The sequence below is a fragment of the Allosphingosinicella sp. genome (assembly GCF_036402135.1).
GTDB lineage: Bacteria > Pseudomonadota > Alphaproteobacteria > Sphingomonadales > Sphingomonadaceae > Allosphingosinicella.
On the sequence record NZ_DASWTN010000030.1, the window covers coordinates 54979 to 67712 of the forward strand.

The 12734-nt window shown below is 62.4% G+C and carries 9 protein-coding genes; 4 read left to right on the plus strand and 5 right to left on the minus strand.

Annotation, left to right across the window (positions count from 1 at the left end; translation table 11 throughout):
• Positions 1-21 precede the first annotated feature (21 nt).
• Genes carB through carA form a run of 3 tightly spaced genes read right to left on the minus strand, consistent with a single transcriptional unit; the run spans position 22 to position 4954 of the window.
• Positions 22-3357, minus strand: coding sequence for a carbamoyl-phosphate synthase large subunit (carB, locus tag VGD10_RS08990; protein ID WP_331040479.1), 3336 nt, complete (start codon positions 3355-3357; stop codon positions 22-24).
• Positions 3357-3785, minus strand: coding sequence for a hypothetical protein (locus VGD10_RS08995; protein ID WP_331040480.1), 429 nt, complete (start codon positions 3783-3785; stop codon positions 3357-3359). Before VGD10_RS08995 ends, carB begins: the two co-directional genes overlap by 1 nt.
• Positions 3782-4954: a glutamine-hydrolyzing carbamoyl-phosphate synthase small subunit gene (gene carA / locus VGD10_RS09000; protein WP_331040481.1), complete on the minus strand. Its 1173-nt coding sequence runs from the start codon at positions 4952-4954 to the stop codon at positions 3782-3784. Before carA ends, VGD10_RS08995 begins: the two co-directional genes overlap by 4 nt.
• Positions 4955-5094: 140 nt before the next feature.
• On the opposite strand from carA, the gene VGD10_RS09005 reads away from it, so the two are divergent.
• From VGD10_RS09005 to rpoD, 3 genes are read left to right on the plus strand one after another with little or no spacing between them, the layout of a single operon-like run.
• Positions 5095-5550, plus strand: coding sequence for a GatB/YqeY domain-containing protein (locus VGD10_RS09005; RefSeq protein ID WP_331040482.1), 456 nt, complete (start codon positions 5095-5097; stop codon positions 5548-5550).
• A 9-nt stretch (positions 5551-5559) separates the two neighbouring features.
• On the plus strand, positions 5560-7398 hold the full coding sequence (dnaG, locus tag VGD10_RS09010) for a DNA primase (protein WP_331040483.1): 1839 nt from the start codon (positions 5560-5562) through the stop codon (positions 7396-7398).
• Between the two features lie 9 nt (positions 7399-7407).
• Entirely contained in the window at positions 7408-9447 is a 2040-nt protein-coding gene (gene rpoD / locus VGD10_RS09015) for an RNA polymerase sigma factor RpoD (RefSeq protein ID WP_331040484.1), read from the plus strand.
• 196 nt (positions 9448-9643) lie between these two features.
• Here rpoD and VGD10_RS09020 read toward each other — a convergent pair whose 3' ends face one another.
• Both VGD10_RS09020 and VGD10_RS09025 read right to left on the minus strand, forming a co-directional pair.
• Positions 9644-10627, minus strand: coding sequence for a fatty acid desaturase (locus VGD10_RS09020; RefSeq protein ID WP_331040485.1), 984 nt, complete (start codon positions 10625-10627; stop codon positions 9644-9646).
• Between the two features lie 135 nt (positions 10628-10762).
• Positions 10763-11050, minus strand: coding sequence for a hypothetical protein (locus VGD10_RS09025; RefSeq protein WP_331040486.1), 288 nt, complete (start codon positions 11048-11050; stop codon positions 10763-10765).
• A 176-nt stretch (positions 11051-11226) separates the two neighbouring features.
• Between VGD10_RS09025 and VGD10_RS09030 the strand changes: the two genes are divergently transcribed.
• Positions 11227-11949 carry a Crp/Fnr family transcriptional regulator gene (locus tag VGD10_RS09030; RefSeq protein WP_331040487.1) on the plus strand — a complete coding sequence of 241 codons (723 nt, stop codon included), beginning with the start codon at positions 11227-11229 and terminating at the stop codon, positions 11947-11949.
• Positions 11950-12734: the final 785 nt, after the last annotated feature.

Sequence of the window (12734 nt, forward strand, 5' to 3'; positions counted from 1 at the left end):
CTCGATTAGGTTGTGGTGAGATTATGCCCTGGAGGCGGAATAATAGTCCTGAAGCGATCGGACTTCAAGGCTGTGCTTCCGGAGGGCTCCGATCGCACGGACGACCGCGGCGCTGGACGCGGCGGTGGTGAAATAAGGCACCTTCGCCATCAGCGCCGAGGCGCGGATGGACGCCGAATCCTTGTGGCTCTGCCACCCTTCGGTCGTGTTGAAGATAAGGTCGATCTCGCCGTCTTTAATCTTGTCGACGATGTGCGGGCGGCCCTGCGCGACCTTGTTGACCCGCTCGACCTCCAGCCCTTCAGCCTCAAGATAATCGGCGGTTCCGCCCGTGGCGACGACACGGAAGCCGAACTCCATAAGCGCACGCACCGGCGGCACGATATAGGTTTTGTCGCTGTCTTTCACCGACACGAACAATGTGCCTGCAGTCGGAAGTTCGATGCCGCCGCCCATCTGTGACTTCAGGAACGCGGTAGCGAAATCGCCTGATATTCCCATGACTTCGCCGGTGGACTTCATTTCCGGTGAGAGCACCGGATCGACGCCCGGGAAGCGCGCAAACGGGAAGACAGCTTCTTTCACCGCCATATGCGGAACGTCACGCTTGATCGGCAGGAAGGTAGCGAGCGGCTCGCCCGCCATTACCCTCGCCGCGATCTTGGCGATGGGCGTGCCGATCGCCTTGGCGACGAACGGCACGGTACGGCTGGCGCGCGGGTTCACCTCGATGAGGTAGACCTGCCCCTCCTTCACCGCGAACTGGACGTTCATCAGGCCGACGACGCCGAGCGCCAGCGCAAGCTCCTTCGCCTGCCGCTCGATCTCAATCACAATGGCGGGGTCAAGGCTATAGGGCGGCAGAGAGCACGCGCTGTCGCCCGAATGGACGCCCGCCTCCTCGATATGCTGCATGACGCCGGCGATGACGACTTCGGTGCCGTCCGAAATGGCGTCCACGTCCACCTCGATGGCGTCGCGGAGATACTGGTCGATCAGGACGGGGCTGTCTCCCGACACCTGCACGGCGGTGACGATATAATCTTCGAGCTGGGCGGGGCCGTCGACCACCTCCATTGCGCGCCCGCCGAGAACGTAGCTTGGCCGCGTCAGCACCGGGTAGCCGATGCGCTCCGCAACGCTGAGCGCCTCCTCCCGGCTCCGGGCGATGCCGTTGGCGGGCTGCTTCAGCTTCAGCTTGTCGACCAGCCCTGCAAACCGCTCCCGGTCCTCGGCAAGGTCGATGGCATCGGGTGAGGTGCCGAGGATCGGAATCCCCTCCTTCGCCAAGGCGGCTGCAAGTTTCAGGGGCGTTTGCCCGCCGAACTGAACGATGACGCCGACCAGTTCGCCTCGGGTCTGCTCGACATGCAGGATCTCAAGCACATCCTCGACGGTCAGCGGCTCGAAATAGAGCCGGTCCGACGTGTCGTAATCGGTCGATACCGTCTCCGGATTGCAGTTGATCATGATCGTTTCGAAGCCAGCGTCGCCCAGCGCGTAGCAGGCGTGGCAGCAGCAATAATCGAACTCGATCCCCTGCCCGATCCGGTTCGGCCCCCCGCCCAGGATCACGATCTTCCGCCGGTCGGAAGGCTGGCTCTCGTCCTCGGGCTCGCCGAAGCTCGGCGCCTCGTAGGTCGAATACATATAAGGCGTCTTCGCCTCGAATTCGGCGGCGCAGGTGTCGATCCGCTTGAAAACAGGCCGGACGCCGAGCTTGTGCCGGAGCGCCCGCACCTCATCCTCGGTGGTGGCGCCGATCATTGCCTTCACCGCATCGTGGATAAGGCCGCTGCCGCGCATGCGAGTTTTCTGAGCCCCGCCCCGGAGCTTCACCGATTTCAACGCAAGCTCGGCAATGCGCCGGTCCGAAAAGCCCATCGCCTTGAACCGCCGCATCCCCGCCGCATCCGCCGGGACGCCGTCGATCATCAGCGCTTCCTCGGCGACCACGATCTCCCTGATCCGCTCCAGGAACCAGGGATCATATTTGGCGATGGCGTGGACTTCATCGACGGTGAAGCCTTCGCGCAGCGCCTGCGCCGCCACCAGCAGCCGGTCCGGCGTCGGCCGCGCCAGCGCCGCCTCGATCTCCGCACGCGGCGCGCCGTAAAGCGCCTTCACCCCATCGAGGCCGATAAGGCCCGTCTCAAGCCCCCGGAGCGCCTTTTGCAGGCTCTCGTGAATGTTGCGCCCAATCGCCATCACTTCGCCCACCGACTTCATTGCGGTGGAAAGAAGCGCCTCCGACCCCCTGAACTTTTCGAAGGTGAAGCGCGGGATTTTGGTCACCACATAATCGATCGTCGGCTCGAAGCTTGCCGGCGTTGCGCCGGTGATGTCGTTGTCGATCTCGTCCAGCGTATAGCCAACCGCCAGCTTCGCCGCGACCTTGGCAATGGGAAAGCCTGTCGCCTTGGAGGCGAGCGCGGACGAACGCGACACGCGCGGGTTCATTTCGATGACGACGAGGCGCCCGTCCTTGGGATTGACGGCGAACTGGACGTTGGAGCCGCCCGTCTCCACCCCGATCTCGCGCAGCACAGCGATGCTGGCGTTGCGCATGACCTGATATTCCTTGTCGGTCAGCGTCAGCGCCGGCGCGACCGTGATGCTGTCGCCGGTATGGACGCCCATCGGGTCCACGTTTTCGATCGAGCAGATGATGATGCAATTGTCCGCTTTGTCGCGGACGACCTCCATCTCATATTCCTTCCATCCGAGCACCGACTCCTCGATCAGCACTTCGGTGGTGGGCGACGCGTCGAGGCCGCTGGTGACGATCTCGATGAACTCTTCGCGATTATAGGCGATGCCGCCGCCCGTGCCGCCGAGCGTGAAGCTCGGGCGAATGATCGCCGGCAAACCGACGACATCGAGCGCCTTCACCGCATCGTCGATATTGTGCGCGATCTGCGAACGCGGGCTTTCGAGGCCAATCTTGTCCATTGCCTCGCGGAACTTGAGGCGATCCTCGGCCTTCTCGATCGCTGCCGCGTCAGCGCCGATCATCGTGCAGCCGAATTTCTCAAGCGTCCCGTCCTTGAACAGCGCAAGCGCCGTGTTGAGCGCCGTCTGCCCACCCATGGTCGGAAGCACCGCGTCGGGCCGCTCCTTCTCGATGATCTTCGCGACCATTTCCGGCGTGATCGGCTCGACATAGGTGGCGTCGGCAAGCTCCGGATCGGTCATGATCGTCGCCGGGTTGGAGTTCACCAGGATGATCCGGTAGCCCTCCGCCTTCAGCGCCTTGGCGGCCTGCGTCCCCGAGTAATCGAACTCCGCCGCCTGCCCGATGACGATCGGGCCGGCGCCAATGATGAGGATCGAGGAGATGTCGGTGCGGCGGGGCATCAGCGCAGCGCCTCCTCGCCGGCGATAGCAATATCGGGCGAGGTCACGAAGGATCGCGGCACGGGGGGAAGCTTTGGGCAGGCTTGGTGCAAGTCGAGGTCCAGAAGGTCAAAGGTGTTGATGATCTGCTTGCGCCTATCGCGGGCGCGGAGGCCGACCATTTCCTCTCGCGAAAAACCGCGTGGCTCTACCGAGCAGGCGGGATGCTCCAGGAAAACGTAAAAGTGCGCGTCGGCGGTGAGGAGGCGGAAGGTGAAGCCGCCGTCAGTCTTTCGAGCTTCGCAATTGGCTGCAAAGCCGTCGTCCGCGGCGTGGCAGCGCGCCACCCATCCCTTTTTCTGATATTTTGCGGGGGTAAAGCCAGGCGCTCGCGCCGGGGCTGTGCTTCCCACGGATGCGGCAGCAAGCAGCGCCAGGATTGCCGTCACTGACTCTTCCCCAGCTGCTTCACAAACTTACCAAACAGATAGACGCTGTCCTGCGGGCCGGGGCTCGCCTCAGGGTGGTATTGCACGCTGAAGGCAGGCCGGTCGGTCAGCTCCAAGCCTGCTAGGCTGCCATCGAACAGCGAAATGTGCGTCGGCTTCGCGTTGTCCGGCAGCGTCTGCGTCTCGACCGCAAAGCCGTGGTTCATGCTGGTGATTTCGACCTTGCCGTCGCTGAGGCGCTTGACTGGATGGTTGGCGCCGCGGTGGCCCTGGTGCATTTTCACCGTCTTGGCGCCCACCGCCAGCCCCAGAAGCTGGTGGCCGAGGCAGATGCCGAAGAGCGGCTTGTTGGTCTCGAGCAGCTTCTGGATCACCGGTACAGCATATTCGCCCGTGGCGGCGGGATCACCGGGGCCGTTCGACAGGAAGATACCGTCGGGCTCGTGCGCCATCACCTCGTCATAGGAAGCGGTGGCGGGAAGCACGGTCACACGCGCGCCTGCATCGGCGAGGTTGCGGAAAATGTTGCGCTTCGATCCGTAATCGATCGCGACGACATGCGGCAGATCGTCCTGCTCCGCATATTTGCGGTAGCCGCTGGTCCGGTCCCAACCACCGTCCCACCAGCGCTTCATCTGATGGGTGGTGACTTCCTTGGCTAGATCCATGCCTTCGAGGCCCGGCCAGTCCCGCGCCTTCTGAAGCAGCGCGTCGATATCGAACTTTCCGTCGGCGCGGTGCGCAATGACGCCGTTCGGCGCACCCTTCTCCCGGATCAGCCGCGTCAGCGCCCGCGTATCGACACCCGAAAGCCCGATGCGGCCGTTCCGCTTCAGCCAGGTGCCGAAATCCTGCCCCGACCGGAAATTGGAGGGCGCGGTCACATCCTCCCGGACGATGCAGCCCAATGCATGCGGATTGTCCGCCTCCACATCGTCGTAATTGGTGCCGACATTGCCGATATGCGGGAAGGTGAAGGTGATGATCTGCGCCGCATAGGAGGGATCGGTCATCACCTCCTGATATCCGGTCATCGCGGTGTTGAAGCAGACCTCGCCCACCGCATCGCCCTCGGCGCCGAAGCCCCTGCCCCAGATCACGCTGCCGTCCGCCAGAACCAATACGCCCGTCGCTCCTTCAGGCGCGGGCATATGTCTGGCGTGGGCCATTTGGCGGGCACTCCTAAAGCGGGGTTCGGCGATGTCGCTAAGGCTCGTCCGCTATAGGGCGCGCCGGACAGCGTCAATCTATTAAAAGCGGCGGCGGGCGGCTATCGTTTCCGCTTTCCTTCGACACCTGAGAGACACGCATGATTCGCGACGATATCAAAGCCGCGCAGATCGCCGCCATGAAGAGCGGCGACAAGGACCGGGTGGCAGCCATCCGCCTCATCCAGTCCGCGATCAAGAACCGCGATATCGAGCTTCGGACCTCCGAAAGCACGCCGGACGACGATGCGCTGGTCACCGAAGTGCTGCAGAAAATGATCAAGCAGCGCCGCGAATCGATCCAGATGTACGAGGCTGGCGGCCGCGCCGAGCTGGCCGAAGCCGAGAAGAAGGAAGTCGCCGTCATCGAAGGCTTCCTGCCGGCGCAGATGAGCGAGGAAGAAACGAACGCCGCCATCGACGCCATCGTCGCGGAAGTCGGCGCCAGCTCCGTCAAGGACATGGGCCGCGTCATGGCCGTCCTCAAGGAACGCCACGCCGCTCAGCTCGACATGTCGAAGGTCAGCGGCCTCGTAAAGGCACGGCTTTCGGCCTGATCCGGAGGGATGTCGCTCAGCCCGCAATTCCTCGACGAACTCCGCGCCCGCACCCTCCTGTCGGCGGTGGTCGGCAAGCAGGTGAAGCTGCAGCGGGCGGGGCGGGAGTGGAAGGCCTGCTGCCCGTTTCATAACGAGAAGACGCCCTCCTTCACCGTCAACGACGAAAAGGGCTTCTATCATTGCTTCGGCTGCTCGGCGCATGGCGATGCGATCCGGTTCCTGACCGACGCGCGCGGCCTGCCCTTCATGGACGCGGTGAAGGAGCTTGCCGATGCGGCTGGCATGGAGGTGCCGGCTCCGGATCCCCGTTCCCAGGCGAAGGCGGAGCGGGCAAAGGACCTCTACGATGTTATGGAAGCGGCTCAACATTGGTTTGAGGAGCAGCTGGGAGGTATCGAGGGCGGAGACGCCCGCGCCTATCTGGAAAAGCGTGGGATAAGCGATTCGACCAGGCGCCGGTTCGGCTTCGGCTTCGCGCCCGACGCTCGAAACAAGTTGCGGGTCGCGCTTCGAGATTTCGGAAACGAGAAGCTGGTCGAGGCAGGCCTCCTCATTGCCCCCGAAGGCGACAAGGAGCCTTACGACCGCTTCCGCGGCCGGCTCACCTTTCCGATCCGCGACCAGCGCGGCCGCGTCATCGCCTTCAGCGCGCGCATCCTCGGCGCTGGCGAGCCCAAATATCTGAACTCCCCCGATACGCCTTTGTTCGACAAGGGCCGCACCCTGTTCAACATCGACCTTGCAGCGCCCGCGAGCCGGGAAGCAAAACGCGTGATCGTGGTCGAGGGACAGATGGACGTGATTGCCCTCGATCAGGCAGGCATTAGCGAAGCGATCGCGCCGCTCGGCACCGCGCTCACCGAAACGCAGCTCAGCCTCCTCTGGCGCATGTCGCCCTCCCCCATCCTCTGCTTCGACGGCGATGCGCCCGGGCAGAAAGCGGCGGTGCGCGGCGCGCTAAGGGCGTTGCCGCATGTCGGCCCAGGCCGTTCGCTCGGCTTCGTCACCCTCCCGCAGGGGCAGGACCCGGACGACCTCATCCGCGCCAAGGGCCGCGCCGCGCTAGAGGCTTTGCTCGAAAAGCCAGAGCCCCTCGTCGAGCGCCTCTGGCGGCACGAAAGCACCGCGGAACCCCTCGCCACCCCCGAACAGAAGGCCGGCCTCCGCCGCCGCCTGCTCGACCATGTCTCGGCCATCTCCGATCCGGACGTGCGCGACCAGTATCGCGCCGAGCTTCTGGACCGGTTCAATGCCCTCACCCGCCCGCCAAAGCCGCAATATCAGGGCCGGCCGCAGAAATGGGGCCAGCCGCCCCGCCGCCCCGCCTCGCCGCAGGCGCGGGCGATGGCAGCCGGCGGCCCGGACCCGCAGGTCGCCCGCGGCGCGCTCCAGGGCCTCATCGCCCATCCGGAGGTGATCGCCTCCCATGCCGAGACGATCGCCGCCCTCCCGCTTCGGGAAAAAGCGGCGATTCGTTTACGCGATCTTCTCCTCGAATCGGCCATGATCCACGCCGAACTTGATCAGGAGCAGCTAAATACCATATTGGCGCGGGACGGCGGGGCTGCTCTGATAGAGGAGCTGCGTCTCAAGCAAGGACTGGCCTTTTCCTTTACCCGACGTGATGCCGACCCGGAACGCGCCCGACGCGACCTCGTTCTGGTCATTGAGACATTGGCAGCACGGCCCGGCCTGGATGCAGCTATGGAGGCTGCGACCGCCCGGTTGAAGGAAACAGGCGACGAAGCCGCGTTCCAGGAGCAGCAACGGCTCCGGACCGCGCGGGATGAGGCAGATAGGCAGCTTGCGGCGCTTCTCGAAGCGACGCAGGCCGATACGGATTAAGGCGTGCGCATGGCGAAGACGAATACGGCCGACCAGGGTGATAAGAACGAAAATGGCGATGCGCCGCTCATCGACCTCAACGAGGCCTCTCTCAAGAAGCTGATCGCTCGCGCCAAGAAGCGCGGCTACATCACCTATGACGAGCTGAACGACGCCCTGCCGCAGGACCAGATGTCGTCCGAGCAGATCGAGGACGTCATGTCCGCCCTTTCCGAAATGGGCGTCAACATCGTCGAGAATGAGGAAGCGGACGAGGATGGCGGCGACGAGCGCGCCTCCGAGCCCGAGCTCGACGCTGCCGAAGACGGCGGCGACGGCGAAGGCGAACGCTTCGTCATCGAAAAGAAGAAGGAAACCGTCGACCGCACCGACGACCCCGTTCGCATGTACCTCCGCGAAATGGGCGCGGTGGAGCTGCTCAGCCGCGAGGGCGAGATCGCGATCGCGAAGCGCATCGAGGCGGGCCGCGACATCATGATCTGGGGCCTTTGCGAAAGCCCGATCACCTTCAACGCCATCATCGACTGGTCGAACGCTCTCAACAACGGCGACATGCAGCTTCGCGAGATCCTCGATCTCGACGCCATGCTCTCCAAGGGCCCGACGCCGGAGCAGGTCGAGGGTGCAGAGGAAGACAGCGCCGACGACATTTCCGAAAAGACCGCCGGCCCCTCCTTCAAGGAAGAGGAAGAGCCGGAGGAAGTCGTCGCCGAGGACGAGGATGAGGACAGCCTCGTCGAACGCCGCGCGCCCCGCCCGACCGACGACGATGATGAAGACAACACCCTCTCCCTCGCCCAGATGGAAGAGACGCTGAAGCCGCAGGCGCTCGAGCGGTTCGCGAACATCACCTCCATCTTCAAGAAATTCTCGAAACTCCAGGCGTCCCGCATGGAGGCGCTGTCGGCCGGCCAGGAATTCCTCAAGGCCGACGAGAACAAATATCAGAAGCTTCGCGAGCAGCTCACCGCCGAGGTGGAGAGCGTCCAGTTCCACGGTCAGAAGATCGAATATCTCGTCGATCAGCTCTACAGCTACAACCGCCGCCTGACCGCATTGGGCGGCCAGATGCTCCGCCTCGCCGAGCGCCACAAGGTGCCGCGCAAGGCCTTCCTCGATGCCTATATGGGCCACGAGCTCGACGAGAATTGGTCGGAGCGCGTCTGCAACCTCGACAAGAAATGGAACGCCTTCTGCACGCAGGAAGCCGACGCCATCGAGCGCATCCGCACTGAGATCAACGAAATCGCGCAGGCGACCGGCATGAGCCTCGCCGAATTCCGCCGCATCGTGAACCAGGTGCAGAAGGGCGAGCGCGAGGCGCGTATCGCCAAGAAGGAGATGGTGGAAGCGAACCTCCGCCTCGTCATCTCTATCGCCAAGAAATATACGAACCGCGGCCTTCAGTTCCTGGACCTCATCCAGGAGGGCAATATCGGCCTCATGAAGGCGGTCGATAAGTTCGAGTATCGCCGCGGCTACAAATTCAGCACCTACGCCACCTGGTGGATCAGGCAGGCGATCACCCGCTCGATCGCCGATCAGGCGCGGACCATCCGCATCCCGGTCCATATGATCGAAACGATCAACAAGCTCGTCCGCACGAGCCGCCAGATCCTCCACGAAATCGGCCGCGAGCCGACCCCGGAAGAGCTTGCCGAGCGCCTCTCCATGCCGCTCGAAAAGGTCCGCAAGGTGATGAAGATCGCCAAGGAACCGATCAGCCTCGAAACCCCGATCGGCGACGAGGAAGACAGCCACCTCGGCGACTTCATCGAGGACAAGAACGCCGTCATCCCGGTCGATGCCGCGATCCAGGCGAACCTCAAGGAAACCGTCACCCGCGTCCTCGCGAGCCTCACCCCCCGCGAAGAACGCGTCCTCCGCATGCGCTTCGGCATCGGCATGAACACCGATCACACGCTCGAGGAAGTCGGTCAGCAGTTCAGCGTCACCCGCGAGCGTATCCGCCAGATTGAGGCGAAGGCGCTGCGGAAGCTGAAGCATCCGAGCCGCTCGCGGAAGATGCGGTCGTTCTTGGACCAGTGACGGGCGCCCGAAGCGTAGCCCCGCCGCCGACGCAGCCGCCGAAGTAGCGCTAAGAACGAAGCGGGCACCATGCCGGGGCACGGCGAGCACTGGAATGCGACCAACAGCCATGTTGCCCCTGCACGACTAGCCTGGGTAGCCGTCAGTTCTAGTTGGGGTTGGTTACGCTCGTCTCCTTTTGTGGAACGTTAAAGCCCTACCGCAGTGGGACTAACCGTCGAGCCTCTTCGTCCCACAGCCGCAAGCGTAGCGTTCGAAGACTCTCACCTATCGTAATCCGGCTGACGCCTTCCAGCTCCGGGTGCGCTCGCATGGCCTCGGGCAGGCGGTAGAAGGGTATGCGGCTTGAGAGGTGGTGGAGGTGATGAATGCCAATGTTGGCGGTGAACCAGCGCAAAACCGGCGGCAGGTCATAATGAGAGCTTCCATAAATGGCGGCATGATGAAACGACCAATCCTCATCCTCATCCCACGATGTGCGCTCGAACTGATGCTGGACGTAGAATAGCCATACGCCGGCCGAAGCTGCGATGAGAGTGATCGGCAAATGGACTGCGAGAAAGGGCCAAAGCCCAATCTGCCAGATCATCACACCCGCGAGGCAGCCGATGGCGGCATTAGTGCCAAGAGCGCTCGCCCACGGACGCCAGCCGCTTCGCATGAAGCCAACCGGGAGGCGGTGTCGCAACAGAAAGAGATAGGAGGGGCCGACACCCAGCATCCCAACCGGGCTTCGATAAAAGCGATAGACGAGGCGCCGCCAGCGGCCGAGCTTGCGATATTCTTCCACGGTGAGAGTGTCGATATCGCCGGTCCCGCGCTTGCTCAGATTGCCTGAAGTGGCGTGATGCACCGCATGTGCACGACGCCAGAAGTCGTAGGGGGTCAGCGTCAGCACGCTGATTGCGCGGCCGACCATGTCGTTAGTTCTGCGACGCCGGAACATAGCTCCGTGACCGCAATCGTGCTGGATCAGGAAGAGGCGGAGCAGCAACCCGCCCGCAAGGATAGATGGGAGGACCCCCAGCAAGCTCCCGCGGGAGAAAGCGACAAAGGCCATCACCCAGAGAAGCAGGAAGGGAATTGCAGTGATTAGGATCTCCCAAATGCTTCTTCCGGCTTGCGGCTGGGCATAGGGAGCGATCTTCCGGGAAATTTCGATGGCGTCGAGAGTTGGCATGCGGAGCCCTGAACAGTGGGAGCGGAATTCCGGCATGGAGAGATCGCGCGTGGGCCGACCGCCTTCAGATCAGAGACGTTGTTAAAACCCGATTACCGGGTCCGATGTTCCGGCACGCAGGTCATGGTTCCGCGATCATCCACTTGGCTCGTCTAATTTCAGGCTGTCGCTGATCGCAGTCAGTAAATTAAGCGAGTGTTGCATTGTCTCTGAGGACTCGCCGACCTCTGTAGCGACATCCACTTTTACATCAGCGGCTGCTTCGACAATGCCGATAGCGTCCGCAACACTGATGACTGAGCGTTCGATCAAGCCGAAAATTAGACTTTCTGTTAGCAGCATCGCCGCCTGACCGTGTGCATCCGGCTCGGCTCCTCGGCGGGCCGCCGAATACTCATCATTATCGTGGGTCGTATGTGCCATTCGCGTTAGCTCCTCACGAGGCGAGAGCGCTTGGTCTCTCAGCCGCCGGAGCCTGTTCACGAGCCGACGATGTTGGCCATTCTATCAGGAAGCTGGACAAGATTCGTCATCTAGATCAACTTTGGACAATATCTTTGGGCAATATCTAGTCTTTGCCGGACGTGGGATAACCGCCCGTGGCAAATCGATTTATAAGAAAGCTGGAGCGCTTCGCGACGCTACATCAGGCCGATGTTGCTGCGCTCACCCAAGCCACAGCCAACGCACGATGGGTTGGGCGCCGGCACGACCTGATACGAGAGGGAGACCGGCCGGGTGTCGTTTTCGTAATCCTGGAGGGTTGGGCATTTCGATATAAGATCCTGCCGAGCGGCACTCGACAGGTATTGGCACATCTTATGCCTGGTGATTGCTGCGACCTTCACATCGGTCTGCTCGACGAGATGAATCATAGCATCCAAACCACCACTAGGGCTTACGTCGCGACGATCGACCGGCACCTGATGGACGTGATGTTGGAGCGTTATCCCGCCATCGCCAAGGCGATGTATATCAGCCAGCTTGTGGACGAAGGCACCATGCGGGCCTGGATCACCAGCATGGGTCGGCGCGCGAGCATCGAACGTGTCGCGCACCTAATGTGCGAGCTTTATCTTCGAGCGAGGAATATCGGCCTTACCGAAGAAGACCGGTTGGAATTGCCGCTGTCGCAGCCGATGCTGGCAGACTCACTAGGCATGACCGCAGTCCACCTCAACCGCGTGCTGAAGAAGCTGCGTTTAGACAATGCTATGACACTTCAGCGTGGCAGCCTTACAATTACAGATCCCGGAAAGTTGGCGCAGATCGCCGGGTTCGACGAAAGCTACCTTCATCGCCGCTCGCGGCAGGTAGCCTGAGGACAGGCCGGGCCGCCCGGCTCCGGATTCTGCTACTATGAGAGAATTTTGTTTTAAAACACTGACCTACGTCAACTTGCTCGCCGCACGCCATGTTATACAGGCGCTTCGGAGCATTTCAAATAGCGGGTAGCGACGGGAGACGAGGCAGCGCTCCCGCATAGCAGGGGGAGGCGTATGTCTTACTACAATCAATCCGACCGCGCTGACGATCGCGCCTATTACGCACGCCGGGCTGCCGAAGAGGCTGGTCGCGCTGAGAAGGCAGTCTCACTGACTGCAAAACGCGCCCATGCTCAACTGGCGGATATTTTTAGCCGTAAGGCTGCGGAAGCCCCTGCAAACGGGGGCGAGCCATCATGCCAAGGACGTGCTCAGGTCCTCTAAGCTGCACACTCGGTTAAAACGCCTCATACAAAACGAACCTGCCGCACGTCGGCCGTGCTGAAGCTGTCGGAGTGGCTACTTGTACGGACGCTGAGGGCAAGTGAATCCCTGCTTTGGGTCGAGAGCAGACGTTTGGAAGCTGTTTCGGCGACTTGCCCCGCGCGTCGAAAATTAACTTTCCTACAGCCCCTCCTCTTCGCCACATCCTGGCAGATGAGCGAGTCAGCCCTCGACAATCCTTTCTGCAATGCGTTCTCCGCCTTCAGCCGCCGTCACGGCCGGACGCCTCCGTTCACCGCATTTCCACTGCAGGGCACGTTACCTTCGTCACCTTTGCGTGGCCGCGGCAGAGATCATTTCGGTGTGACCTTAGTGTGACCTTTCATCATCCGGGCCGG

What these genes read in the sequence shown, in the direction of transcription:
- carB (WP_331040479.1), bottom strand. Translation starts at nt 3,357, where the DNA reads ATGCCCCGCCGCACCGACATCTCCTCGATCCTCATCATTGGCGCCGGC.
- VGD10_RS09025 (WP_331040486.1), bottom strand. Translation starts at nt 11,050, where the DNA reads ATGGCACATACGACCCACGATAATGATGAGTATTCGGCGGCCCGCCGA.
- rpoD (WP_331040484.1), top strand. Translation starts at nt 7,408, where the DNA reads ATGGCGAAGACGAATACGGCCGACCAGGGTGATAAGAACGAAAATGGC.
- VGD10_RS09020 (WP_331040485.1), bottom strand. Translation starts at nt 10,627, where the DNA reads ATGCCAACTCTCGACGCCATCGAAATTTCCCGGAAGATCGCTCCCTAT.
- dnaG (WP_331040483.1), top strand. Translation starts at nt 5,560, where the DNA reads ATGTCGCTCAGCCCGCAATTCCTCGACGAACTCCGCGCCCGCACCCTC.
- carA (WP_331040481.1), bottom strand. Translation starts at nt 4,954, where the DNA reads ATGGCCCACGCCAGACATATGCCCGCGCCTGAAGGAGCGACGGGCGTA.
- VGD10_RS09005 (WP_331040482.1), top strand. Translation starts at nt 5,095, where the DNA reads ATGATTCGCGACGATATCAAAGCCGCGCAGATCGCCGCCATGAAGAGC.